This window comes from Streptomyces sp. NPDC107500, from assembly GCF_055582785.1.
On the sequence record NZ_JBVJPF010000009.1, the window covers coordinates 401785 to 426669 of the forward strand.

General features: G+C 72.5%; 25 protein-coding genes. 6 read left to right on the forward strand and 19 right to left on the reverse strand.

Translation table 11 applies throughout. The features are described 5' to 3' along the window. Positions 1 to 184: 184 nt before the first annotated feature. Complete coding sequence (locus ACZ67M_RS33810) at positions 185 to 1786, reverse strand: MFS transporter (RefSeq protein WP_392013938.1); 1602 nt, start codon at positions 1784 to 1786, stop codon at positions 185 to 187. A gap of 257 nt (positions 1787 to 2043) precedes the next feature. Between ACZ67M_RS33810 and ACZ67M_RS33815 the strand changes: the two genes are divergently transcribed. Together ACZ67M_RS33815 and ACZ67M_RS33820 are read left to right on the forward strand one after the other, a co-directional pair. Further along, entirely contained in the window at positions 2044 to 3231 is a 1188-nt protein-coding gene (locus tag ACZ67M_RS33815; RefSeq protein WP_469853914.1) for a mannosyltransferase family protein, read from the forward strand. A 238-nt stretch (positions 3232 to 3469) separates the two neighbouring features. Continuing rightward, the gene (locus ACZ67M_RS33820) at positions 3470 to 4489 is read left to right on the forward strand and encodes a phosphatase PAP2 family protein (RefSeq protein ID WP_469853915.1); all 1020 of its coding nucleotides are present in this window, start codon (positions 3470 to 3472) and stop codon (positions 4487 to 4489) included. 7 nt (positions 4490 to 4496) lie between these two features. Here ACZ67M_RS33820 and ACZ67M_RS33825 read toward each other — a convergent pair whose 3' ends face one another. Then, entirely contained in the window at positions 4497 to 4712 is a 216-nt protein-coding gene (locus ACZ67M_RS33825) for an I78 family peptidase inhibitor (RefSeq protein ID WP_161327356.1), read from the reverse strand. A gap of 367 nt (positions 4713 to 5079) precedes the next feature. After that, positions 5080 to 5901, reverse strand: a complete 822-nt coding sequence (locus ACZ67M_RS33830) for a hypothetical protein (RefSeq protein WP_392104893.1) — start codon at positions 5899 to 5901, stop codon at positions 5080 to 5082. Positions 5902 to 6310: 409 nt separating this feature from the next. On the opposite strand from ACZ67M_RS33830, the gene ACZ67M_RS33835 reads away from it, so the two are divergent. Together ACZ67M_RS33835 and ACZ67M_RS33840 are read left to right on the forward strand one after the other, a co-directional pair. Next, entirely contained in the window at positions 6311 to 7111 is an 801-nt protein-coding gene (locus ACZ67M_RS33835) for a hypothetical protein (protein WP_361360504.1), read from the forward strand. 76 nt (positions 7112 to 7187) lie between these two features. Next, the gene (locus tag ACZ67M_RS33840) at positions 7188 to 7478 is read left to right on the forward strand and encodes a hypothetical protein (RefSeq protein WP_469853916.1); all 291 of its coding nucleotides are present in this window, start codon (positions 7188 to 7190) and stop codon (positions 7476 to 7478) included. A gap of 69 nt (positions 7479 to 7547) precedes the next feature. On the opposite strand, the gene der is transcribed toward ACZ67M_RS33840, so the two are convergent. The 5 genes from der to aroH form a co-directional block, all read right to left on the reverse strand. Next, entirely contained in the window at positions 7548 to 9026 is a 1479-nt protein-coding gene (gene der / locus ACZ67M_RS33845) for a ribosome biogenesis GTPase Der (RefSeq protein WP_361360502.1), read from the reverse strand. A gap of 74 nt (positions 9027 to 9100) precedes the next feature. Next, positions 9101 to 9748: a lysophospholipid acyltransferase family protein gene (locus tag ACZ67M_RS33850; protein WP_122617420.1), complete on the reverse strand. Its 648-nt coding sequence runs from the start codon at positions 9746 to 9748 to the stop codon at positions 9101 to 9103. Further along, positions 9745 to 10440, reverse strand: coding sequence for a (d)CMP kinase (gene cmk, locus ACZ67M_RS33855; protein ID WP_361360500.1), 696 nt, complete (start codon positions 10438 to 10440; stop codon positions 9745 to 9747). Before cmk ends, ACZ67M_RS33850 begins: the two co-directional genes overlap by 4 nt. 112 nt (positions 10441 to 10552) lie before the next feature. After that, positions 10553 to 11638 carry a prephenate dehydrogenase gene (locus ACZ67M_RS33860; protein ID WP_361360498.1) on the reverse strand — a complete coding sequence of 362 codons (1086 nt, stop codon included), beginning with the start codon at positions 11636 to 11638 and terminating at the stop codon, positions 10553 to 10555. Next, positions 11635 to 11997, reverse strand: coding sequence for a chorismate mutase (aroH, locus tag ACZ67M_RS33865; protein WP_469853917.1), 363 nt, complete (start codon positions 11995 to 11997; stop codon positions 11635 to 11637). The genes ACZ67M_RS33860 and aroH overlap by 4 nt, the downstream gene beginning before the upstream one ends. Positions 11998 to 12147: 150 nt before the next feature. Between aroH and ACZ67M_RS33870 the strand changes: the two genes are divergently transcribed. Beyond that, the gene (locus ACZ67M_RS33870) at positions 12148 to 12540 is read left to right on the forward strand and encodes a Rieske (2Fe-2S) protein (protein WP_392239398.1); all 393 of its coding nucleotides are present in this window, start codon (positions 12148 to 12150) and stop codon (positions 12538 to 12540) included. Between the two features lie 23 nt (positions 12541 to 12563). Continuing rightward, positions 12564 to 13307, forward strand: coding sequence for a nucleotidyltransferase domain-containing protein (locus ACZ67M_RS33875; RefSeq protein ID WP_469853918.1), 744 nt, complete (start codon positions 12564 to 12566; stop codon positions 13305 to 13307). On the opposite strand, the gene ACZ67M_RS33880 is transcribed toward ACZ67M_RS33875, so the two are convergent. From ACZ67M_RS33880 to ACZ67M_RS33930, 11 genes are all read right to left on the reverse strand, one after another. After that, complete coding sequence (locus ACZ67M_RS33880) at positions 13233 to 13985, reverse strand: nucleotidyltransferase domain-containing protein (protein WP_469853919.1); 753 nt, start codon at positions 13983 to 13985, stop codon at positions 13233 to 13235. The genes ACZ67M_RS33875 and ACZ67M_RS33880 overlap by 75 nt on opposite strands. A 4-nt stretch (positions 13986 to 13989) precedes the next feature. Then, positions 13990 to 15012: an ADP-ribosylglycohydrolase family protein gene (locus ACZ67M_RS33885; protein ID WP_469853920.1), complete on the reverse strand. Its 1023-nt coding sequence runs from the start codon at positions 15010 to 15012 to the stop codon at positions 13990 to 13992. Continuing rightward, positions 15009 to 15728 carry an NUDIX hydrolase gene (locus ACZ67M_RS33890; protein ID WP_361360913.1) on the reverse strand — a complete coding sequence of 240 codons (720 nt, stop codon included), beginning with the start codon at positions 15726 to 15728 and terminating at the stop codon, positions 15009 to 15011. Before ACZ67M_RS33890 ends, ACZ67M_RS33885 begins: the two co-directional genes overlap by 4 nt. A 74-nt stretch (positions 15729 to 15802) precedes the next feature. Beyond that, positions 15803 to 16918 (reverse strand): pseudouridine synthase, encoded by a 1116-nt coding sequence (locus ACZ67M_RS33895; protein WP_361360488.1) that lies wholly within the window; start codon positions 16916 to 16918, stop codon positions 15803 to 15805. Continuing rightward, the gene (gene scpB / locus ACZ67M_RS33900) at positions 16918 to 17571 is read right to left on the reverse strand and encodes an SMC-Scp complex subunit ScpB (RefSeq protein WP_125490791.1); all 654 of its coding nucleotides are present in this window, start codon (positions 17569 to 17571) and stop codon (positions 16918 to 16920) included. Before scpB ends, ACZ67M_RS33895 begins: the two co-directional genes overlap by 1 nt. Next, on the reverse strand, positions 17568 to 18650 hold the full coding sequence (locus tag ACZ67M_RS33905; protein WP_469853921.1) for a segregation and condensation protein A: 1083 nt from the start codon (positions 18648 to 18650) through the stop codon (positions 17568 to 17570). The genes scpB and ACZ67M_RS33905 overlap by 4 nt, the downstream gene beginning before the upstream one ends. Positions 18651 to 18668: 18 nt before the next feature. After that, the gene (locus ACZ67M_RS33910; RefSeq protein ID WP_392014469.1) at positions 18669 to 19229 is read right to left on the reverse strand and encodes a hypothetical protein; all 561 of its coding nucleotides are present in this window, start codon (positions 19227 to 19229) and stop codon (positions 18669 to 18671) included. Continuing rightward, a complete protein-coding gene (locus tag ACZ67M_RS33915) occupies positions 19226 to 20356 on the reverse strand; it encodes a ParA family protein (protein WP_161328082.1) in 1131 nt (376 codons plus the stop codon). Before ACZ67M_RS33915 ends, ACZ67M_RS33910 begins: the two co-directional genes overlap by 4 nt. Before the next feature lie 387 nt (positions 20357 to 20743). After that, positions 20744 to 21859 (reverse strand): alanine dehydrogenase, encoded by a 1116-nt coding sequence (ald, locus tag ACZ67M_RS33920; protein ID WP_392013910.1) that lies wholly within the window; start codon positions 21857 to 21859, stop codon positions 20744 to 20746. Positions 21860 to 22001: 142 nt separating this feature from the next. Then, a complete protein-coding gene (locus tag ACZ67M_RS33925) occupies positions 22002 to 24029 on the reverse strand; it encodes a tetratricopeptide repeat protein (protein WP_469853922.1) in 2028 nt (675 codons plus the stop codon). A 175-nt stretch (positions 24030 to 24204) separates the two neighbouring features. Further along, positions 24205 to 24840, reverse strand: a complete 636-nt coding sequence (locus ACZ67M_RS33930) for an NUDIX hydrolase (protein ID WP_361360479.1) — start codon at positions 24838 to 24840, stop codon at positions 24205 to 24207. Between the last annotated feature and the right edge of the window lie 45 nt (positions 24841 to 24885).

Sequence of the window (24885 nt, forward strand, 5' to 3'; positions counted from 1 at the left end):
CCACCCGTTCACCGCCAACATAGGAGTGGACGTCGCCCGTGGGAGTGCGGCGTCGTCGGCGGCTAGCGGTGGGTGGGTGGTTCCTGTCCACCCGCGGCCGCCGATGGCGGTGCACCCCCACGGGCGACGTTCACCTCGCTTCTGACGGTGAACGGGTGGTGCGTGGGTGGGAGACGGGTCGCGGTCACACCGAGACGCGTGACTCCGCGGCGTCCCGCGGCGCGGGCACCGACACCGGCTCCTCGCACTGCATCGCCCGCGGCAACCGCAACGCCATCACGGCGCCCAGCAACAACAAACCCGCACTCACCACCAACGTCACATGCAGCCCGTGCACGAACGCGTCCCCCGCGGCCCGCCGCAGCGCGACCCCCGCAGCCCCACCCAGCTGCGCGGCGACCTCGTACGCCTCCCCCAGCGAATGCCCCGCCGCCGAAGACGCCGACGACGGCACCCCCGGCACTCCCCCCGTCACCCCGGGCCCGTACGCCGCGTTCATCACGCTCCCCAGCAGCGCGATCCCGATCCCGGCCCCGAGCTGGTACGACGTCTCGCCTATCGCCGCCGCCCCACCCGCCTGCTCCTGAGGCGCCTCACTCAGCATCGACTCGTACGCGCCGAACAGCGTCGTCTCCAGACCGAACCCGAGCAGCACGAACCCGGACAGCATCAGCGCGCAGTTGTCGCTCCGCCCCAGCCCCGTCAGCAGCACCACCGCGAAGGCCGTCAGGCAGAACCCCGCGCACACCATCCGCCGCGGCCCGAACCGCCGCAGCATCCGCGCTCCCGCCAGCCCCGCCGCCATCGCCGCGAAGGTCAGCGGCAGCAGCCGCAGCCCGGTCTCCAGCGGCGACAGGCCGAGCACCAGTTGCAGGTACTGCGCCGCGATCAGCTCCAGGCCCACCAGCGCCAGCATGGCCAGCACGATGCACCCCACCGACGTACTGAAGGCCGGCCGCCGGAACATCTCCAGGTCCACCAGCGGATGCGTACGCCGCCGCTGCCGCCGTACGAACCCGACCAGCAGGGCCGCGCCCAGCACCAGCGGCACCACGGTGAACAGGCTGGCCACCGGTTCGCCGCCGCCCAGCCGCTTCACGCCCAGGACGACCCCGAAGAGACCGGCCGCCGCCATCAGCGCGCCGACCACGTCCCAGGGCCCGCGCCCGTCGCCCTTCGACTCGGGCAGCAGCAGCCGCCCCACCGGCAGGCTGACCAGCATCAGCGGGATGTTGACGAGGAAGACCGAGCCCCACCAGAAGTGCTCCAGGAGGAACCCGCCGAGCAGCGGCCCGACCGCCGCGCCGACCGCGGCCACCGCGCTCCAGATGCCGATGGCCAGCGCCCGCTCCCGCCGGTCGGGAAAGACCTGGCGCAGGATCGACAGCGTCGCGGGCATGATCATCGCGCCGCCGACCCCGAGCAGCGCCCGGGCCATGATCAGGACCTGGGCGTTGTCGGCGAGGGCCGCCAGCGCGGAGGCGACGCCGAAGAGCGCGTAGCCGAGCAGCAGGATCCGTCTGCGGCCCACCCGGTCACCCAGCGTGCCGAAGAGGATCAGCAGCGAGGCGCAGACCAGCGGATAGATGTCGACGATCCAGAGCAGCTCGATCGCACCGGGCCTGAGGTCCTCGGTGACGGCGGGAACCGCCACGTGGAGGACCGTGGCGTCCACGGCGACGAGCAGCAGGCTGACGCAGAGGACGACCAGGACCACCCAGCGGTTGGCACCGGCCCCGGCAGCCCGACGGCGCAGCTCGACGGCGGCCGTGGTCGTACCGGACATGTACGTACCTCCATGTTCCCTCGCGTCCGGCGGGCTGCGCGGGGTGGGGACTCCCCTGCGGGTCGCCGGAGAGGAGCGGAGGTCTCCGGGCCGTGCAACGGAACGCGAGTGACTGGCCAGATTACGCGAGAGCGCGCAGCGCACATGTGGCGGGCCTCACACATCCCGCGTGACCTGTGCGGCATGTGCCTCCGCGGCCGCGGTTCCGCCCGCCCCGGCCGACGGGCCGCCGCCCCGCACGGCTGATAATCGAGCCCGTGACCGATCTTGACACGCGCGCCGCGGACCGCCCCGGTGCCCTGCGCCGGGCCGCCCCGGCGCTCCTGGGCTACGCGGCCGTACGCGCCCTCGGCCTGCTCGCCCTGGCCCTGTGGAGCGCCGCCCGCGACAAGAGCGCGTACACGCTGCTGACGGCCCGCTGGGACTCCGTCTGGTACACGAGGGTCGCCGAGCTGGGGTACGGCTACGAGGTGCGGCTGCCCAACGGGGACGTCCATTCCAACCTGGCGTTCTTCCCGCTGCTGCCGTGGCTGGAGCGGCTCGGGGCGGCGGTGACGCCCCTGTCGTACGCGGATGCCGGGTTCGTCGTGAGCCTGCTCGCCTCGCTCGCCGCGGCCTGGGGGATCTTCGCGGTGGCGGAGCACCTGTACGGCCGCCGCGCCGGCGTCTGCGCCGTGCTGCTGTGGGCGGTGCTGCCGGTCGCGGTCGTGCAGTCGATGGCGTACAGCGAGTCCCTCTTCACGGCGCTGGCCGCCTGGTCGCTGTACGCGGTGCTGACCGGGCGCTGGGTGACGGCGGGGACGCTGGCCGCGCTGGCCGGGCTGACCCGGCCGGTGGGGCTCGCGGTGACGGCGGCGGTGTGGGTGGCCGCGGTGACGGCATTCGTGCGAACCCGGAGCGGTGCCGTCCCGGACGGCGCCCGCCGGCCCGAGCGCGCCCCCGGCGACGGCGCACGGCGCGTGCTCGGCATGCTCCTCGCGCCCCTGGGCGCCGCCGGCTACGTGCTGTGGGTCGGCCACCGCACCGGCGGGGGCCCGCTCGGCTATCTCGACGTGCAGGCCGGCTGGCGCAACGGCTTCGACGGGGGCGCGGCCTTCGCCCGCTTCGTGGCCGGGAAGTTCACGTCGTTCCCGGGGGCCATGGCGGGCGTCGGACTGATCGTCGGGGTCGCGCTGCTGGTCTGGCTCTACGTGGTGTGCGTACGGCGGCGCCAGCCGCTCGCGCTGCTGGTGTACACGGGCCTCGTCGTGGTGCTCGCCCTGTGCGCGTCGAGCTACTTCGGATCCAAGCCCCGGCTGCTGCTGCCCGCCTTCCCCCTGCTGCTGCCCCTCGCCGTGGCCCTGGCCGAGCAGCGAACGCGCAGGTCAGCGCTTGTCGTGGGGGGTCTCGCGGTGGTGTCGGCGGTGTACGGGGCGTTCTGGCTGAACGGGTCGGGACCGCCCTGACCGGCCGCGGGCACCCGGTGGCCGCCGGGAGAATTCCGTACCAGCATTCGGTTAACTAATTCATAAGCACGATAAAACCGTCGACCGGGCCGATCAAAGGAATTGAAGCCCACGACCCGCGGGGATTGCGCATTCGCCGGAAATAAAGCGCCGCCTGAGAGGAATCCCACATCACATCGTCATCACAAACCCGTTGATTCGGCCGGGATCACTCCTCACTCGCTGTAACGTCGATTGGGTGCGTACCGAACGGAAGCTCACCCGTCTGGACCGGGTGTTCGCGAGACTGGACCGGGAGCCGGAACGACCGGCGCTCCTGGCCGTGCCGGAGATGAGCCGGCACAGGATCGCGCTGTTCGCCGGAACCCTCGCGTTCTACCTCGCGATCGTGTGGGCCGTGCTGATCAGCTCGTGGCTGGTCCGGCTCGACTGGCAGGTCATGTTCTTCCGGCCCTACCAGCAGTGGCCGGAGATCCACGCCTTCGTCGACTACTACGTCGTACTGGGCCAGCGCGGCCCCACCGCCGTGATGGTCGCGGCCTGGCTGGGCTGGCGCTCCTGGCGGCAGCACACCCTGCGCCCGCTGCTCGCGCTCGGCGCCTCCCTGCTCCTGCTGAACGTCACGGTCGGTGCCGCCAAGTACGGCATGGGCCGGCTGGGACCGCACTACGCGACCACGATCGGCTCCAACGAGATGTGGCTCGGCGGCGATATATTTCCGAGCGGTCACACCGCGAACGCCGTCGTGACCTGGGGCATCCTGGCCTACCTGGCCTCGACGCCGAGGGCGCGGCGCTGGCTGTCGGCCCTGATGGCGGTCACCTCGCTCGGGGTGGGCATGTCCACCGTCTACCTCGGCACGCACTGGCTGAGCGACGTGCTCCTCGGCTGGGCGGCCGGACTGCTGATCCTGCTGGCGCTGCCCTGGTTCGAACCGCTGATCACCCGCGCCGAGGCCTGGATCCTCGGCCTGCGCGACCGCTGGTACGCGCGCCGCGGCAGCGAGGACGCCACGAGCCGGCCGGCCGGCCCGCCCGTGGTCCTCACCCCGCCGGTCTCCGGCCGGGAGGAAGCGCCGTCCCGCGAGCCGGTGGCCTCACCCCGCACCACCCGCGCCCCGGCGCATCTGGCTCCGGGCCCGCACACGGCGCGCTCGGACCGTACGCCGATGACGCCCGCGGGCAGCCGACGGCCGCCGCACTCCGACCGGCACCCACGCAGCACGGCCCCGGCCGCGCGGCCCCTGTCGGGCGGCTGAGCGCGCCTCAGCCCTTCCAGGACCGGGCCACGCGGCCGTCCTTCACCTCGAAGTTGAGGCGGCCCACGCGGTACTCCATGGTGATGATCGTGCCCGGCGCCAGGGACCGCACCGTCGACCAGCCGCGCTCGCGCGCCAGCCGCTCGGCCTCGTCGGAATCGAGGCCGACGTAGCCGTCCGGGCTGTCCTGGGGTTCGGCCGGGGGTGTCGGAATCGGTGCCATGCGGCCACGCTATGCCCTGCCCACGGACCGGGGAAGCCCAGGCCGCCGACACAGTGCACGGATGCACCTACGGTCACATTTCTGTCACAGGATCACGGTGCGCGTTTTGCGGGAACTCCGTCACACGGACGGACGGTTTCGTACGCCTTTCGCGAGCGGGCGAGGTGAATTACCGCGTGTCGCGACGGACCGTCGAATAGGCGGGCGCAATTGGCTCGCATTGCACCCCCGGCCGGGTCCGCATTCCGTACCCGAACATCCCTGAACGGACGTGCGGGCGGCTTCGAAATCACTTACGCGGATCGAACATGGGACACAGGAAACCCACCCCTCGCTCACAGGTTCTCCCCATCTCCCCCGCGGGGGGTCAGGGGGTGGACGCGACGACGGAGAGCGACAGGTCGTTGTCGTCCGTGTAGTACGGCCCGGCCTCGACGGGGCCGTCCGGGGTGAGCACCCGCGCGCGGGGATAGGTGAGGACCGGGCGCTTGTCGGCGACGTCGTCCAGCAGCCGCGCCAGGCGCACGACCGGGCCGGACTCACCGGCGGGCCGCAGCCACAGGTCCCAGTCGCCCGGCGCCAGGGTGTCGTAGCGCACGGTGAAGTCGAAGTCGGCCCGATCGGTGACGACGTCCACCCGCCGCACTCCGCCCCCTTCCCCGTCGGTGGCGGTCCTGGCCCGCAGCTCGGCGTGGGCGTCGGCGGTCGGCTGCGTGCCGTACACGCGCCCGCGCACGGTCAGACCGCCGTTCACCAGCCCCAGCTCCGCCGTCTCCGCGTGCGGGGCGCGCAGCCAGCTGCGGACGGTGAGGTTGCCCTGGCGGGTGGCGTACGGGATCCGGACGGCGACGTGGCCGAGCAGCCCGCCGGGGGTGCGGGCGGCCAGGGAGCGCAGATCGGTGACGCCGGGCACCAGGCGCCGGGGCTCGCCGTCGGACAGGGCGGCGTAGGCGTCCCAGCGGCCCTCGGGCAGGGAGACGCTGCTGGGCAGCGCGGCACGCAGCAGCCCCTCGGCGGCCGGCGCCAGCGGCAGGCTGACGGTCTCCTCGGCGTCGGTGTCGCGGCGGCGCAGGATGAGCAGGGCCGCCCCGGTGTTCCCGCGCGCGGCGACGTCGAAGGTCAGCCCGCCCGCGGAGTCGCCTACGCAGTCGGCGCGCAGCGGTGCGGCCGGTGGGTTCGGCGGCGTCATGCGATGCGGTTCCTCCCTGGACTGCTCATCGTCCGGTTAGACCCGGAACTCTGCCTTCTGGTTGTTCGTGTCCGATTGCGATGTGGTCACGACCGGAGTGTCGACCGGCACCACGGCCGTTTCCAGTCACCCAATTCATTCACCGATTTCATGATTTGTCGACTTCAAACGGCGACGATCACGGTCCGCGTCCGGCCTCAACCCCCTTCCGCCGCAGGTCACTTGGGTGCACCGCAGCCAAGGTGGCCGGGGGACGATCACGCGCGTCACATGGTTCGATTCCGTTGGCCATGGGGCGTGACTCCCGCCACGGATCGCCCGTTGTCTCTGCATGAGCCGGGGACCCGCCCGGACCACGGACCAGGAGCCACCCGGTCCGGTCACGCACCGCATCCCGAGGGAGCCCCCCGTGCCGCGCATGCTCGACGTCAGCGACGACGTACGCGCCGAGATCGGCGACGAAGAAGCCGACCGCCTGCTCGCCGGGGAGTCCGCCCCGGGCAGCTACGACTGCACGTCCTGTCGCACCCCGGGCGACTGCGAGCAGGAGCGCACCAGCACCGTTCTCTTCATCGGCGACGAGACCGCGGTCCTCGCCTTCGCCCACGCCGGCTGCCTGCCCTCGCAGGTCGTCAAGGTCACCGAGGAGCAGCTCCAGGGCGCCGTGCGGTCCATCAACGCCGACCAGGCCGCCCGGCCCGAGCGGCAGCGGACCGCACCGCCCGAGCAGGCCCCCGAGCAGGCGGTGCTCGGCGTGACCAGCGGTCTGGTCCTGATCGCCGGGGAGCTGCACCCGGCGCTCGTGGTGGAGCCGACCGCGCCGATCGCGCGGCCCGGCACGGTGGGGGCCGGGGACGACTTCCTGCCGCTGCTGATCGAGCAGGGCTTCATGCCGGTCACCGAGCTGGCCGCCACGCCCTCCGTGCTGCACGGCTGGTCGGTGCTGCTCGCCATGGGCCAGCTGCACGCGGTGCTGCAACCCGGCACGGACGGGGGCCGCCCGGTGGCCTGGTGGCAGGCGCACCAGCCCCTCCAGGTCACCGAGGGCTGGCGTACGGCGGCCAACAAGCACCAGCAGGTACTGATGTTCGCGGCGCCGGTGGGCTCGATCGGCCGGCAGCCGCGCGAGGACCTGCTGCGGGACGCGCTGGACAAGGCGGCGGCGGGCGGACAGCTGGTCGCGGCGGCGCTGCCGCTGGCGGGAACCTGACCGGAGATTTCACACGGGTGCCCGGCGGCCGCCACCTGGGCCGCATCCCTTCCAGCGTGAGGTCGTTTGGACATACGTGTACGCATACGACGCCTTCCACCGCCATGGCGGCCCCTCGGCCACGCCGATCTACGACGCGCTCTACGCCGAGTACGTCAGGTCCTTCCGATCGCTGCCCGGCGATCGCAGCGGGGAGGAGGAGCTGGGGTTCACCGCCTTCCGGAGCATCCCGTGCGGCAGAGGCTCGTACAGCGCCTACAGCGCGGGGGCCCAGAGCGCCCGCGTCGGCCAGCAGTCGGTGTGGCAGCGGGTCGGGACCCAGCACGTCCCGGTGGCGCTGCCACCGGCCCCGCGCAGGGGTGCCTGACGGCCACGAGCCGGACGCGAGAGAGGGCGACCCCCGCCGGGGGTCGCCCTCTCTCGCGTACCGCGACCGCTACTTCTTCTTCGCGCCGCGCTTCTCGCGCACCCGCACAGAGATGTGGATCGGCGTCCCGTCGAAGCCGAACTGCTCGCGCAGCCGGCGCTCGATGAAGCGCCGGTAGCCCGCCTCGATGAAGCCGGAGGCGAAGAGCACGAACCGCGGCGGCTTGGTGCCGGCCTGCGTGCCGAAGAGGATGCGGGGCTGCTTGCCGCCGCGCACCGGGTGCGGGTGGGAGGCGACCAGCTCGCCGAGGAAGGCGTTGAGACGGCCCGTCGGGACACGGGTCTCCCAGCCGGCCAGCGCGGTCTCGATGGCGGGGACCAGCTTCTCCATGTGGCGGCCGGTCTGCGCCGAGACGTTGACCCGGGGCGCCCACGCCACCTGGCCCAGCTCGGTCTCGATCTCCCGCTCCAGGTAGTAGCGGCGCTCCTCGTCGAGGGTGTCCCACTTGTTGTAGGCGACGACGACCGCGCGGCCCGCCTCGACGGCCATGGTGACGATCCGCTGGTCCTGGACCGAGATCGACTCGGAGGCGTCGATGAGGATGACGGCGACCTCCGCCTTCTCGACGGCGGCGGCGGTGCGCAGCGAGGCGTAGTAGTCGGCGCCCTGCTGGAGGTGGACGCGCTTGCGGATGCCCGCGGTGTCGACGAACTTCCAGGTCACGCCGCCGAGTTCGATCAGCTCGTCGACCGGGTCGCGGGTGGTGCCGGCCAGTTCGTTGACGACGACGCGCTCCTCGCCGGCCACCTTGTTCAGCAGGGAGGACTTGCCGACGTTCGGGCGGCCGATCAGGGCGATGCGCCGGGGGCCGCCGATGCCGCCGCCGAAGGACTCGCGCGGCGCCTCGGGCAGGGCCTCCAGGACCTGGTCCAGCATGTCGCCGGTGCCCCGGCCGTGCAGCGCCGAGACGGGGTGCGGCTCGCCCAGGCCCAGCGACCACAGGTAGGCGGCGTCGGCCTCGCCGCTCGGGCCGTCCACCTTGTTGGCGCACAGCACGACGGGCTTGCCGGCCTTGCGCAGCAGCCGTACCACCGCCTCGTCGGTGTCGGTGGCGCCGACCTTGGCGTCCACGACGAAGACGACCGCGTCGGCGGCCTCGATGGCGTACTCGGCCTGCGCGGCCACGGAGGCGTCGATGCCGAGGACGTCCTGCTCCCAGCCGCCGGTGTCGACGACCTTGAAGCGGCGGCCCGCCCACTCGGCCTCGTAGGTGACGCGGTCGCGGGTGACGCCCGGCTTGTCCTCGACGACGGCCTCGCGGCGGCCGATGATCCGGTTCACCAGGGTCGACTTGCCGACATTGGGGCGGCCGACGACGGCGAGGACGGGCAGCGGGCCGTGCCCGGCCTCCTCGATCGCGCCCTCGACCTCCTCGACGTCGAAGCCCTCGTCGGCGGCCAGCTCCATGAACTGCGCGTACTCGGCGTCGCCGAGCGCCCCGTGGTCGTGCTCCTCGCCCGAGCCCTCGGAGTGGATGTGGTCGTTCATGAAGTCCGTACCTCGTTCATCGTGGTGATCGGTGGAACACCCCTGTACTGGGTGATCCACTACTCAAGTGTCGCCTAGCGGGTGGTGAGCCGCCTGGCGTTCTCCAGGTGCGCGGTCAGCTGCTTCTGGATGCGTTCGGTGGCCTCGTCCAGCGCCTTGCGGGTGCGGCGTCCGCTGCCGTCTCCCGCGTCGAACGGGTCGCCGAAGACGACGTCGACCCGCGCGCGCAGGGGAGGCAGCGCCTTTATCAACCGTCCGGGACGGTCGGTACTTCCCAGCACCGCGACCGGGACGATCGGGGCGCCGCTGCGGAGCGCGAAGTAGGCGAGCCCGGCGCGCAGCGAGGCGAAGTCGCCGACGCCCCGCGTGCCCTCCGGGAAGATGCCCAGCACGCCGCCGTTCTCCAGCACGCCGAGCGCCTGCGCGATGGCCGTGCGGTCGGTGGAGTGGCGGTCCACCTTGAGCTGACCGATGCCGGTCAGGAAGCGTCCGAGCGGGCCGATGAACGCCTCCTTCTTGATCAGGAAGTGCGTCGGCCTGGGCGCCACGCCCATGACCATCGGGCCGTCGATGTTGTGCGAGTGGTTGACGGCGTAGATCACCGGGCCGCGGGCGGGGACCCGCCAGGCGCCCAGCACGCGCGGCTTCCACAGCCCGTACATCAGGCCGACGCCGATGCGCCGCCCGACCTCGGCGCCCCGCGCCGAAGGGACCTCGGTCACTTCCCCGCCCGCTTCTCCTCGACGAGGGTGACGACACACTCGATGACCTGCGGCAGGGTGAGGGCGGTGGTGTCCACCTCGACCGCGTCCCCGGCCTTGGCCAGCGGGGAGGTCTTCCGGGTGGAGTCGGCCGCGTCCCGCTTGATCAGGGCCTCGCGGGTGGCGTTGACGTCGGCGCCCTTCAGCTCGCCGCTGCGGCGGGCGGCGCGGGCCTCGGCGGAGGCGGTGAGGAAGATCTTCAGGTCGGCGTCCGGCAGCACGGTCGTGCCGATGTCGCGGCCCTCGACGACGATGCCGAGCGGCGCGGCGGCGGCGATGGAGCGCTGGAGCTCGGTGATCCGGGTCCGCACCTCGGGGACGGCGCTGACCGCGCTGACCTTGGAGGTGACCTCCTGGGTGCGGATCGGGCCGGACGCGTCCACGCCGTCGACGGTGATGGCCGGGCCCAGCGGGTCGGTGCCGGAGACGATCTCGGGCTTGCCGGCCGCGGCGGCGATGGCGTGCGGGTCGTCGGTGTCGATGCCGTTGGTCACCATCCACCACGTGATCGCCCGGTACTGGGCACCGGTGTCCAGGTAGCTCAGGCCGAGCTGCGCGGCCACGGCCTTCGACGTGCTCGACTTGCCCGTGCCGGAGGGGCCGTCGATGGCGACAATCACGGCCGGGACGGTCGGGGCGGCGCCGTTTTCCACGAGGGGACACCTTCCTGGTGCGGTGCGGTGGGTGGTGTGCGGGACGCGAGCGCGTCCCGCACAAGGTTACTGGGTCCCCGGAGCCCCTCTTACAGCCGTACGAGCCACCCGATCACTGCCGGATGGCCCAGCCCCGGTCCTTGAGCGCCGCCGTGAGGACGGCGGCCGCCTTCGGCTCGACCATGAGCTGCACCAGACCCGCCTGCTGGCCGGTCGCGTGCTCGATGCGTACGTCCTCGATGTTGACGCCGGCCACCCCCGCGTCGGCGAAGATGCGGGCCAGCTGTCCGGGCTGGTCGTCGATGAGGACGGCCACGGTCTCGTAGACCCGCGGGGCGGAGCCGTGCTTGCCCGGGACGCGGACCTGTCCGGCGTTGCCGCGCCGCAGCACCGAGGCGATACCGGTGCCGCCCGCCAGGCGCTTGTCCTCGTCGGAGGACTGGAGGGCGCGCAGGGCCCGTACGGTCTCCTCCAGGTCGGCGGCGACGTCGGTGAGCAGGTCGGCGACCGGTCCCGGGTTCGCGGAGAGGATGTCGATCCACATCCGGGGGTCGGAGGCGGCGATCCGGGTGACGTCGCGGATGCCCTGGCCGCACAGCCGTACGGCGGCCTCCTCGGCGTGCTCCAGGCGGGCGGCGACCATGCTGGAGACCAGGTGCGGCATGTGTGAGACGAGGGCCACGGCGCGGTCGTGGGCGTCCGCGTCCATCACCACCGGCACCGCGCGGCAGTGCGAGATCAGCTCCAGGGCGAGGTTCAGCACCTCGGTGTCGGTGTCCCGGGTCGGGGTCAGCACCCAGGGGCGGCCCTCGAAGAGGTCGCCGGTCGCGGCCAGCGGGCCGGACTTCTCTCGGCCGGACATGGGGTGCGTGCCGATGTACGACGACAGGTCGAGGCCGCGGGCCTCCAGCTCCCGCCGGGGGCCGCCCTTGACGCTGGCCACGTCGATGTACCCGCGGGCGGCGCCGCGTCCCATGGCCTCGGCGAGGACGTCGGCCACCAGGGCGGGCGGGGCCGCGACGATCGCCAGGTCGACGGGGCCCTCGGGCGCCTCGTCGGTGCCGGCGCCGAGCGCGGTGGCGGTGCGGGCCTGCTCGGGGTCGTGGTCGGAGAGGTGGACGGTGACGCCGCGCTGGGTCAGCGCGAGGGCGGCGGAGGTGCCGATGAGGCCGGTGCCGATGACGAGTGCGGTTCTCACTGGGCGATGTCCTTGCGCAGGGCCGCGGCGGCGCCGAGGTAGACGTGGGCGATCTCGTTGCGGGGCCGGTCGGACTCTATGTGGGCGAGGACCCGGACTACGCGGGGCATGGCGCCCTCGATGTCCAGCTCCTGGGCGCAGATCAGCGGCCCGTCGGTGATGCCGAGCCCGCGGGCGGCGGCGGCCGGGAAGTCGCTGTGCAGATCGGGGGTGGCCGTGAACCACAGGCTGATCAGGCTGTCGGCCGAGAGGCCGTTGCGCTCCATGATGGCGGTCAGCAGGGCGGCGACCTGCTCGTCCATGTGCCCCGCCTCGTCCCGTTCCAGTTGGACGGCGCCCCGGACCGCTCGTACCGCCACGGCGATGCTCCTTGCTGACGTTGCTGACGCGTGTATCGGTTCTTGGTCCGTCCAGCCTAGTCAGCCCGCCGGGTACCGGCCCCGGGCGCCCGCCCCCTGAGACGCTGGCCCCGACCGGCATCTCCTCCCCCACGCCTCCCGGAGTGACCCATGAATCACGGCCCGACGCGTCGTACGGCCCTCGTCTCGGCGGGCGCGGCGGCGTTCGCCGTCGGCTGCGGCGGCGGCGACTCCGGGGACGCCGAGACCTCCGCGGGCCAGGAGCTGACGACGACGGACGGCATCCCGGTGCGCGGCGGCAGGGTCCTCGCGGAGCGGAAGATCGTGGTGACCCAGCCGGAACCGGGCGACTTCAAGGCGTTCTCCGCGGTCTGCACCCATCAGGGCTGCATCGTGTCGGACGTGCGCGACGGCACCATCGACTGCGCCTGCCACAACAGCCGGTTCAGTGTCGCGGACGGCTCGGTGGAGCAGGGGCCGGCGACCGAACCGCTGCCCGAGAAGCGGATCACGGTGGAGGGAAATTCGGTCCGCCTGGCGTGAGGCGCCCGCGTACGCTCCCCGGCATGGACCCCGAGCTGCTGGTGCGCGACCACACGATCTACGCCTGTGTCATGGGTTCGCGCGCCTTCGGTCTGGCGACGGAGGACAGCGACACCGACCGCCGGGGCGTCTTCCTCGCCCCCACGTACCTCTTCTGGCGCTTCGAGAAGCCGCCGGAGCATGTGGAGGGTCCGGCCGAGGAGCAGTTCTCCTGGGAGCTGGAGCGGTTCTGCGAGCTGGCCCTGCGCGCGAATCCCAACGTCCTGGAGTGCCTGCACTCGCCGCTCGTGGAGTACACCGACGCCACGGGCCGTGAACTGCTGTCCCTGCGCGAGGCGTTCCTCTCCCGCCGCGCCCACGAGACGTTCACCCGCTACGCGCAGGGCCAGCGCCGCAACCTCGACGCCGACGTCCGCACCCACGGCGCCCCGCGCTGGAAGCACGCCATGCACCTCCTGCGCCTCCTGGAGTCCGCCCGCGACCTGCTGCGCACGGGCACGCTGACCATCGACGTCGGCGACCGGCGCGAGTCGCTGCTCGCCGTGAAGCGCGGCGAGGTCCCCTGGCCGGAGGTGGAGACCCGGATGACCCGCCTGGCCGACGAGAACGACGAGGCCGCCCGCCACACCCCGCTCCCCGCCGAACCGGACCGCCGCCGCGTCGAGGACTTCCTCGCCCGGGCCCGCCACACCTCAGCCCTCCAGCCGAACCCTCACGACGAAGTCGTGCAGGACGTCGTACCCGACGGGGACACCGGGCAGCGCTGACCCCGCCTGCGCCTCGTCCAGCACCCCGTGCAGCCGCTCCACGTCGGCGCGCACCCGCTCGTGGTCGACGTCGGCCTCCCCGTGCTCACGCTCCGCCTTGGCGGCGACGAGGTCGGGCAGGTACGCCGGGGCCGCGCCCACCTCTCCGACCAGGGTGGGCAGATGGGGCTGGACCTCGCCCGACCGCATCAGGTGGATGCCGGTGAGCAGTACTCGGAAGGTGTACAGCAGCGGCTTCAGCTCGCCGGTCTTCTCGAACAGCCGCCACTGGGTCTGCGCGAACCCCCGGTAGTGGTGGGCGTGATGCCCGGTGAGGACGTCCGGGGCGAGCGCGGCCAGCTCCCGGTGCGCCTCGGTGGTGTGCACGACCAGCGGCGACAGCAACTGCTCCAGCACGTAGCCGTTGCGCCGGAGCATCAGCCGTACGAACTTGCGCAGGTCGTGCGTGACCAGGTCCATCTCGACGCCGTCCCGGTCCCACATCCGGGACCGGGTCTCCTCCGGCTCGCGCAGCCCCACCAGGTCGGCGGCGGGCAGCAGGTGCACACCGCGCAGGTCGACGTCCGAGTCGCGGGACGGGAAACCGTAGAGGTGGGCGCCGGAGACCGTGGCGAACAACACCGGGAAGGGCTGTTCGGCCACCACCGGGGCCAGGTCGATGTCCAGGGCGTCGGTCATGGGCTCAAGCGTCCCAGAGCGCGCCCAGGGACAGCAGGTCGCCGCGGTACTCGATGCGGTCGGCCCAGGCGGTGGGCCAGGCGTCGGCGCCCAGGTGGGCGCCGGCGAACGCGCCCGCGAGGCAGGCGATGGAGTCGGAGTCGCCGGAGGTGCAGGCGCCGCGGCGCAGGGCGGTCAGCGGTTCGTCGACGAAGAGCAGGAAGCAGAGCAGCCCGGCCGCCATGGCCTCCTCCGCGATCCAGCCCTCTCCGACGGACAGGCAGGGGTCGGTCTCGGGCGAGGCGGTGCGCACGGCCTGCTGGAGGCGGTCGAGGATCGCCAGGCATTCGTCCCAGCCGCGGGCGATGAAGTGCTCCGGCGTGGGGTCCTGGGCGCGGGTCCACAGGTCGCCGAGCCAGCGCTCGTGGTAGCGGCCGCGGTTGTCGTAGGCGTACGAACGCAGCAGCCCGACCAGTCCGGTCGGCTCCGCTCCGTCGGCGAGCAGCCGTACGGCGTGCGCGGTCAGGTCGGAGGCGGCGAGCGCGGTGGGGTGGCCGTGGGTGAGCGCGGACTGCAACTGGGCGGCGCCCGCGCGCTGTTCGTCGCTCAGACCGGGGATGAGGCCCATGGGCGCGACGCGCATGTTGGCGCCGCAGCCCTTGGAGTGGATCTGGCTGGCGTCCTGCCAGGGAAGGTCGGGCTTCTTGAGGAGATTGCACGCGACCAGGCACGTCCGGCCGGGGGCACGGTTGTTCTCGGGCGACTGATACCAGTCGACGAACTCCTCACGCACCGGCCGTTCCATCCGCTTGGGTCCGAGCAGCCCGCGGTCCATGGCCGTCCGCAGCCCCTTCCCCAGCGCCAGCGTCATCTGCGTGTCGTCGGTGACGAACGCCGGGTCCGGCAGGGCCATCTCCCGCCAGGGGCCGCACTTGGCGAGGATCGCCGGGACGTCGTTGAACTCGGTCGGGAAGCCCAGCGCGTCGCCGAGTGCGAGGCCGGTGAGCGCTCCGGTGGCGGCGCGCTTGGTGACGGTGTTCGTGGTCATGCGGGGCGTCCTTCCCGAGGGGTGCGGAGCAGGGGCGGGTGCAGGGTGGTGGCGCGGCCCGCGCGGTACAGCGCGGCGGGCTTGCCGCGTCCGCCGGTCAGCCGGGCGGCGCCGGGGACGGGCTCCACGAAGCCCGGGGTGGCGAGGACCTTGCGGCGGAAGTTGGGCCGGTCGAGAGGAGCGCCCCACACGGTCTCGTAGACCTGCTGAAGCTCGCCCAGCGTGAACTCGGGCGGGCAGAAGGCGGTGGCCAGGCAGGTGTACTCCAGCCTGCCGCCGACGCGGTCCCGGGCGTCGGCCAGGATCCGGTCGTGGTCGAAGGCGAGGCCGCGGGCCTCGTCGTACGGCATCCAGCGGGCCTCGGCCGCGTCCGTGCCGGCGTGCGGCTCGGGAGGGTCGGGCAGCAGCGCGGCGAAGGCGACGGAGACGACGCGCATCCGGGGGTCGCGGCCGGGCTCGCTGTAGGTCCGCAGCTGCTCCAGGTGCAGTCCCGTCACGTCCGCCAGGCCAGTCTCCTCGGCCAGCTCGCGCCGGGCGGCCGTCTCCGCCGACTCGTCCGGCAGCAGGAAGCCGCCGGGCAGCGCCCACCGGCCCGCGTACGGCTCCTGGCCGCGCTCGACGAGCAGCACGTGCAGGGCGCCCGCGCGCAGGGTGAGGACCGCGAGATCGACGGTGACGGCGAAGGGCTCGAAGGCGTGCTTGTCGTAGCCGTGCAGAACGGCCCACCCCCTTTAATAGTCACTAGGACTATAAAGAGGGTGGGCCGCTCGGGACAACCCCGAGGGGACGCCTACAGCTCGACCTCCGCCATCAGCATCCCGACCTCGGTGTTGGACAGCCGCCGCAGCCAGCCCGACTTCTGGTCGCCCAGCGTGATCGGGCCGAAGGCGGTGCGCACCAGCTTGTCGACGGGGAAGCCCGCCTCCGCCAGCATCCGGCGGACGATGTGCTTGCGGCCCTCGTGCAGGGTGACCTCGACGAGGTAGTTCTTGCCGGTCTGCTCGACGACCCGGAAGTGGTCCGCGCGCGCGTACCCGTCCTCCAGCTGGATGCCGTCCTTGAGGCGCTTGCCGAGGTCCCGCGGGATCGGGCCGACGATGTGCGCGAGGTAGGTCTTCTTCACGCCGTACCGGGGGTGGGTCAGGCGGTGCGCCAGCTCGCCGTGGTTGGTGAGCAGGATGACACCCTCGGTCTCGGTGTCGAGCCGGCCCACGTGGAAGAGGCGGGTCTCACGGTTGGTGACGTAGTCGCCGAGGCACTGGCGGCCCTCCGGGTCCTCCATGGTGGAGACGACGCCGGCGGGCTTGTTGAGCGAGAAGAACTGGTACGACTGCGTGGCGACGGTCAGGCCGTCGACCTTGACCTCGTCCTTCTCCGGGTCGACCCGGCGGCCCTGCTCCAGCACGATCTCGCCGTTGATCTCGACCCTGGCCTGCTCGATCAGCTCTTCGCAGGCACGCCGGGAGCCGTAGCCCGCGCGCGCGAGGACCTTCTGCAGCCGCTCGCCCTCCTGCTCGGCCCCGGGGAAGGTCTTCGGGAGCTTGACGTCCTTCTTGCCCGCGTACCGCTCGCGGTTGCGCTCCTCGGCCCGTGTCTCGTACTCGCGGGACGTGGCCGGAGCCGAGCGGCCACGCTCCTGGGGCCGCTTGGGGCCGCCCTTGGCGCCGCCCCGGGCCGCGCCGCCGCGCCCGGACTTGGGGCCCTCGGGAGAGGCTCCGGGGCCCACGTCGTACCGGCGCTCCTCCGGGCGGGGCTTCTTCGGCCGGCCGCCCGGCTTGTCGTCGCGGTTGTTGCCGGCGCCGCGGTGGTTACCGCGGCCTCCACCGCTCCCGCCGCGGCCGCCGCTGTTGCCACCACGGCTCCCGCCGTTGTTTCCGCTGCTGTTCCTGCCGCTGCTGCTTCGCATCAAAGTTCCGTCTTGTCGTCTGCGTCCTCGGAATCCGGGGCGTCCGGATCGAACGACGGGACCCCTTCCAGCGTCTCGGCCTCGATCGCCGCCGCCTCCGGGAGGAAGGGCGCGAGCTCCGGGAGCTCGTCCAGGCCGCGCAGGCCCATCCGCTCCAGGAAGTAGTTCGTCGTCACGTACAGGATCGCACCTGTTTCGGGTTCCGTGCCCGCCTCCTCGACCAGACCCCGCTGGAGGAGGGTGCGCATCACACCGTCGCAGTTCACGCCGCGCACCGCGGAGACGCGGCTGCGGCTGACCGGCTGGCGGTAGGCGACGACGGCGAGGGTCTCCAGCGCGGCCTGGGTGAGGCGGGCGTGCTGGCCGTCCAGGACGAAGCCCTCGACGGCCGCGGCGTACTCGGGGCGGGTGTAGAAGCGCCAGCCGCCGGCGATCAGGCGCAGCTCGAAGCCGCGGCCCTGGACGGTGTACTCGTCGGCCAGCTCCCGCAGCGCGTCCGCGATGCGCCGCCGGGGGCGTTGCAGTATCTTCGCCAGCTGCTCCTCGGTCGCGGGCTCGTCGACGACCATGAGGACGGCCTCGAGTGCGGGCTTGAGGTCGAGGTCGGCGACGCCGTCCGGTGCGCGCACGGCCTCCGTGGTCTGCTCACTCACGCCTTCCGCTCCTCCTCGGTCTTCTCCGGCGGCCGGTCGAACTCGTCGGTCACCACCGGTGCGGCGTCCTCGTCACCGCCGGTCCAGCGCACCAGCAGGTCGCCGAGCGCGGTCTCCTGGTCCAGCTCGACGGCCTTCTCCCGGTACAGCTCCAGCAGGGCCAGGAAGCGGGCCACGACGGTCAGTGTGTCCGCGGTGTCCTGGACCAGCACGCGGAAGCTGGCCTCGCCCAGCTCCCGGAGCCGGGCCACCACGATCTGGGCCTGCTCCTGGACGCTGACCAGGGGCGCGTGGATGTGCTCGACGTAGACCTGCGGCTTGGGCTTGGGCTGCATGGCCTTCACGGCGAGCTTGGCGAAGCCCTCGGGGCCGATGCTGATGACGACCTCGGGCAGCAGCTCGGCGTGGTGGGGTTCCAGGCCGACGGTGCGGGGGTAGCGGCGGGCCTCGGACTCCAGCCGCTCGTTGAAGATCTCGGCGATCTGCTTGTACGCGCGGTACTGGAGCAGCCGCGCGAAGAGCAGGTCGCGGGCCTCGAGAAGTGCCAGGTCGGCCTCGTCCTCGACCTCGGCGGCGGGCAGCAGCCGGGCCGCCTTCAGGTCGAGCAGGGTGGCGGCGACCACCAGGAACTCGGTGGTCTCGTCGAGGTCCCAGTCGGACCCCATCGCGCGGATGTGCGCCATGAACTCGTCGGTCACCTTGGACAGCGCGACCTCGGTGACGTCCATCTTGTGCTTGGAGATCAGCTGAAGGAGCAGATCGAACGGCCCCTCGAAGTTGGCGAGCCGAACCTTGAAGACACCATCGGCGTCACCGTCGGCCTCCGCGCCCCGCTCAGGGGCGGCGTCGGACGGGGCTGCCGGGGCGGGAAGCAGCGCCTCGGCGGGCGCGGATTCCGGCGGGACCTCCACGGGCGCGGGCTCCGGCGGCGGCTCGACGGCGACCGGCGCGGGCGCCGCGCGGGGCGGTGCTTCCGCCTCGGGGGCGGGCGCGGGCCCCGGGGCCTCTCCGGGCCCCCGCCCCAGCGCGCGCCGACGGCCGGCGCGGGGGCCGGGGCTGGAGGCGTCGTTCGAGGTCATGGCCCCCGCAGGCTACCGCTACCGCCCGCGCAACCGTCGTACGAGGATGCTGGCGTCCCCACGGGTCTCCAGGTCGGCGAGGACCACGGCGACCGCCTCGCGGACGATGCGGCCCCGGTCGACGGCGAGCCCGTGCTCACCGCGGAGCACCAGGCGGGCGTGCTCCAGGTCCATCAGCTCCTCGGCGGAGACGTACACGGTGATCTTCTCGTCGTGGCGCTCACGGCCGCTGGGACGGCGTGCGGCCGCCCTGCCGCCGCGCTTGCGGGGCTGGGCGGTGGCAGAACCTTCCTGCGCGCCCGCGCCCGGCACGGAGGGCCGTGCGGAGCGCTCCGCGCCCCGGCTGCGCGACTCGCCGCCCGAGCCCGGTTCCGCGTCCGCCGCCGCGTGCTCGGCGCCCTCGCCGTCGCCGCCCTGCGCGGGCACCGACTGCGGCGCGTCCTCGGCGGCGGCCTGGTCGCTCTCCCCCGCAGGCGCCGGCACGCGTGCCTCGCCGTTGGCCGGCCGCCGCGGGCTGGACGCCTGGAGCGCCATCCCCCCTGTCGTACGGAAGAGTTCGTCGGCCCCCGGCAGACTCACTCGGCGTGACACCGGGCGAGCACCTCCCTGGCGAGCTGGCGGTAGGCGGCGGCACCGACGGAGTTGGAGGCGTACGTGGTGATCGGCTCACCGGCGACCGTGGTCTCCGGGAAGCGGACGGTGCGCCCGATGACCGTGTGGTAGACGTGGTCGTCGAACGCCTCGACGACACGCGCGAGCACCTCACGGCTGTGCACCGTGCGCGAGTCGTACATCGTGGCGAGGATGCCGTCGAGCTCCAGGTCCGGGTTGAGCCGCTCCTGGACCTTCTCGATCGTCTCGGTCAGCAGGGCCACACCGCGCAGCGCGAAGAACTCGCACTCCAGCGGCACGATCACCTTGTGCGCGGCGGTCAGGGCGTTGACCGTGAGCAGGCCGAGCGAGGGCTGGCAGTCGATCACGATGTAGTCGTAGTCGTCCATCAGCGGCTTCAGCGCGCGCTGAAGCGTGGACTCGCGCGCGACCTCGCTCACCAGCTGTACCTCGGCCGCCGACAGGTCGATGTTGCTGGGCAGCAGGTCCATGTTGGGGACCGCCGTCTTCAGCAGCACCTCGTCGGCCGCCATGCCCCGCTCCATGAGCAGGTTGTAGACGGTGAGGTCCAGCTCCATCGGGTTGACGCCGAGCCCGACCGACAGCGCGCCCTGCGGGTCGAAGTCGACGAGCAGCACCCGGCGCCCGTACTCGGCGAGGGCGGCACCCAGGTTGATGGTCGACGTGGTCTTGCCCACGCCGCCCTTCTGGTTGCACATCGCGATGATCTTCGCGGGGCCGTGATCGGTCAGCGGGCCCGGGATCGGGAAGTACGGCAGCGGGCGTCCGGTCGGACCGATGCGCTCACGGCGCTGGCGGGCCGCGTCGGGCGCGAGCGTGGCGGCGTACTCGGGATCCGGCTCGTACTCCGCGTCCGGGTCGTAGAAGTGCCCCTCGGGCAGTTCGTCGTAGTCGGCGAAGTGGTTGCGGGGCGCGCCACTTCCGTCGCCGGCCATGGCGTTCACGTGTTGGCCATCCATACTCATGTGTGCTGTCAGAGTTGCCTGCGGACTCTGGTGGGCGGCTTCGAAGGTACGTACGGCGACGGAGCCGACAGCCTCGAGACGCCCCGGGCTGTGGGCCCGTGCAGGCATTCCTGGTTGACCACCCCCGGGAGTAAATGTCGACTCATTCACAAGTCGTCTTACCTCCTTGGTGACCAGGGAACTTCTAGACAGGTCAGCGTGGCACCATGCCGACGTTCGGCGACTCTATGGCGTGTCGGCCGTCCGCAGCAACACAATCCGCCGGACCCGGCCCGATGTGTCGGCAATGAAACATCCCTCTGTCAAGGGCGTACGGCCGTCGCACGGCAGGTTTCACCGGTGCGCGAATCGGTTGAAGCGTTACGTTCGAGGCGAGTTGACCGAGAATCGCAAAGTGACCATACACACACCCGGCCGGACCTTGTCGGGCAAGGTCCGGCCGGGTGTGTGGGGTTGACGACACTTGTTGACGTATCGCCTTTGCGGGTTGCCGACTTAGCCGAGCAGCGTGCTCGGGTCGACGTACTCCAGGCCGTGGGCGTCGGCGACCTCGCGGTAAACGACCTTGCCGTCATGCGTGTTGAGACCCCGGGCCAGCGCGGGGTCACGGCGCAGCGCCTCGACCCAGCCGCGGTTGGCCAGCTCCACGATGTACGGAAGCGTGGCGTTGGTGAGGGCGTTGGTGGAGGTGTTGGACACCGCGCCCGGCATGTTGGCCACGCAGTAGAAGACCGAGTTGTGGACCGGGAAGGTCGGCTCGGCGTGCGTGGTGGGGCGCGAGTCCTCGAAGCAGCCGCCCTGGTCGATCGCGATGTCGACAAGAACACTTCCGGGCTTCATCCGGGAGACCAGCTCGTTGGTGACCAGCTTCGGGGCCTTGGCGCCCGGGATGAGCACCGCGCCGATGACCAGGTCCGCGTCGAGGACGGCCTTCTCCAGCTCGAAGGAGTTGGACATGACGGCCTTTACCTTGGTGCCGAAGATCTTGTCGGCCTCGCGCAGCTTGTTGATGTCGCGGTCGAGCAGGGTCACGTCGAAGCCCATGCCGACGGCGATCTGGGTGGCGTTCCAGCCGGAGACGCCACCGCCGATGACGACGGCCTTGGCCGGGATCACGCCGGGCACGCCGCCCGGCAGCACACCGCGGCCGCCGTTGGAGGCCATCAGGTGATAGGCGCCGACCTGCGGGGCCAGCCGGCCCGCGACCTCGGACATCGGGGCCAGCAGCGGCAGGGCGCGGCTGGGCAGCTCGACCGTCTCGTAGGCGATCGCGGTGGTGCCGGACTCGACGAGGGCGTCCGTGCACTCCTTGGACGCGGCCAGGTGCAGGTAGGTGAAGAGCGTCTGGTCCTTGCGGAGGCGGTGGTACTCCTCCGCGATCGGCTCCTTGACCTTCAGCACCAGGTCGGCGGTGGCCCAGACCTCGTCGGCGGTGTCCAGGATCCGGGCACCGGCGGCGACGTACTCGGCGTCCGGGATGGAGGAGCCGACGCCGGCCTCGCGCTCGATGACCACCTGGTGGCCGTGGCGCACCAGCTCGTGCACGCCGGCGGGGGTGATGGCCACCCGGAACTCGTTGTTCTTGACCTCGCGGGGGATGCCGACCTTCACGGGGATCACGGTCCTTGGCTCAGAGAATGGGCTATTACAAGACATACCCGCTCAAGCGCGGGCACACCTGGAGAGACCGCAGGAGAATGTGCGGCAGAGCCAGTCTAATGAAGGCGTTCTCTCTGTCTAGCCTTTCAAAGCATCAATCTTCAGACGATGCGCTACGGATTTCGCAGGCGTCTTCGGAATCTTCCTTCAACATGCGGTCCGCGGTACTCCGCTCCAGGCCCGCCGCGACGGGGTCGCCGAGCCGGTCGAGGGTGTCGGCCAGCCGCAGGTGCAGGGCGGCCTGGAGCCGGACGTCCTCGGCCCGGCGGGCCCACTCGACGGCCTCCTGGCAGGTGCGCAGCGACTCCTCGGGCCGTCCGGCGTACTCCTGGACCCGGGCCAGCTCCGACAGCGCCCGCGCCTGCGCGGCCACGTCCCCGCCCTTGCGGTACCCGGCGACGGCCGCGCGCCAGGAGCGCACCGCCTCGCCGTAGCGGCCCGCGTAGGTGTGGGCGGTGGCGATGCGGCCGTAGATCCGGGCGGCGTCGGCGCGCTCGTCGCGGGCCAGCCGCTGGGCCAGGGCCCGGCCGAACCAGTCGGCGGCCCGGTCGTAGTCCCCCAGCTCCAGGTGGGCGCCGCCCACGGATTCCATCGCGCGGCCGGTGGCGTACGGGTCGTTCGCCTCGCGTCCGGCGTCCAGCGCGGCCCGGTAGCGCACCAGGGCCTCGGCGGTACGGCCGGTGCGGGCGTCGAGGTCGGCCAGGTTCAGCAGGGCAGCGGCCTTCTCCCGGGGCAGTTCGCGGCGCTCCGCGACGTCGAGCACGAGGCGGTGGATGCCGTACAGGTCGGGGGCCGCGGCCTGGGTGCCGAAGTGCGCCACCATGGCCCGGACCAGCTGGGACATGAGCCGACGGGCCAGGGTGTCCAGTTCCCCGTCGGCGACCGCGAGGCGGGCCGAGGCGAGCAGGGCGGGGCGCCGGGCGCGCAACCAGTCGGCGGCCGCCCTCGGGGTGGGGAAGCGCAGGTCGCGCGGCATGCCCACGAGCTTCTCGCGGGCCTGCGCGCTGTCCGTCTCGGTGACCGCCCGGCAGGACTGGAGCAGGCGCACCGTCCGCTCCAGCATCCGGGCGCGGGCCAGTTGCAGCTCGGCCGGCCGGTCCTGGGTCTCGGCGAGGCGGGTCAGCCGGGCGTGCAGGCAGGCGGGAACCTCGTACCCGGGCGGTGTGGAGCCGACCGCGCGCAGCAGGCCGAGGCCGACGAAGTCGTCGAGGGTGGTGCGGGCGCCGCTCACCGAGCACCCGGCGAGCGCGGAGGCGGTGTGCGGGTCGACCAGGCCGGCCGGGGCGAGGGAGAGCAGGCGCAGCATCCGGGCGGCGGTGCTGGGCAGCGAGGCGTAGACGAGGCGGAACACGCGGCTGAGCGCGGTGCCCTCGTCGCCCTCCGCGTGCACGTGTCTGGCCAGGTCGGCGACGGCCGCCTGGGGCCGGGCCGCGAGCCAGCCGCCGGCCAGGGTGAGCGCGGCGGGCTGGGCCTGGCAGACCTCGACCAGTTGCTCGGCGGCCCGGGGGTCGACGGTGATGCGGACCGAGCCGGTGTACCAGGACAGCAGTTCCATGGCCGACTTGGTGTCGAGGCCGCCCAGCGTGCACGGGCGGACGTCCGTGATCCCGGTCAGCGGCCCCTCGGCGACCACCACGGCCAGGCAGTCCGGGGTGTCCGGCAGCAGGGCGTCGACCTGCTCGGCGTCGGCGGCGTCGTCGAGCAGCAGCAGGACCCGGCGGTCGGCCAGGGCGGTGCGCAGCGCCTCGGTCAGGTCGTCCTCGCCGGCGCCGGGCGGGGTGGGACGGTCCAGGTCGGTGAGGAGTTCGCGGGCGATGCGCGCGACCGGCACGCGCGTGCCGTCCGGTTCTCTCAGCCGGGCCCGCAGCACGCCGTCGGGGTAGTTTTCCGCGACCTGGGCGGCCAGTTCCCCGGCAAGCGCGGTGCGGCCCGAGCCGGGGCGGCCGGCGATGAGCAGCACGCGCGCGCGAGGGGCCTTGCGTCCGGAGAGGGTGTCCAGGCCCGCGCGCTCGATGTCGGCGCGCAGCTCCTTCAGCTCCCGGTTGCGGCCCAGGAACCGACTCTCCACGACAGGTTCTTCCGACAGCCGTTCGCCGTCCGTGTCCACCGCCTGATCCGTCACGGGCCACACTCCCGATCCCACCGCACCGGCGCCCGCCGGAACCCCGGTTCGGGCGTTTCCAGAGCCTAGTTCACGCTCTGCGACGTTCCCGGTGGAGCGCGGCGGGCAGGTCCCTCGATCGGATCAACAGATGGTCACACCGGCGGGGGATGCCAGGTGGTCCGGGGTCGGCGGGTCAGGCCTCGAAGGGGCGGGCCGGCCACGGCGCCTCGGCCGGTCGGAGCGCGTCGAGTCCGTCGCCCCGCTCCGCGGCGATCAGCGAGAGCACGCCCACGACCAGGCAGTTGTTGTGCAGGTCGCCCGCGAGCACACCGCGCACCAGGTCCGCGACCGGCACCCGGGCCAGCTCCATGTCGGCCTCTTCGTCCTCGACCTCGAAGCGCTCGCCCTCGGCCTCGGAGAGGTTCCGGGCGAGGAAGATCCGCACGGCCTCGTCACAGCCGCCGGGGGTGGTGTAGACGTCGGTCAGCACCCGCCAGTCCTCGGCCTTGACGTGCGCCTCCTCGTACAGCTCGCGCCGGGCGGCGTGCAGCGGGTTCTCGCCGGGGACGTCGAGGAGGCCGGCGGGGATCTCCCACAGCTTCTCGCGCACGGGGTGGCGGTACTGCTTGATGACCAGCACCCGGCCCTCGCCGTCCAGGGCGACGACGGCCACCGAGCCGGGGTGGACCTGGTAGTCGCGGGTCACCACGGAGCCGTCGGGCATGACCACGTCGTCCGTGCGGACGGAGGTCTTCTTCCCCCGGAAGGGCGTCTCGGTGCCCCGGACCTCCCACTCCTCGCGGGTGTCCTTGATCGTACTGCCCGTCATGCCTGACCTGCCCTTTCAGACGTACGCGAAAGCCGGGGCCCGCGC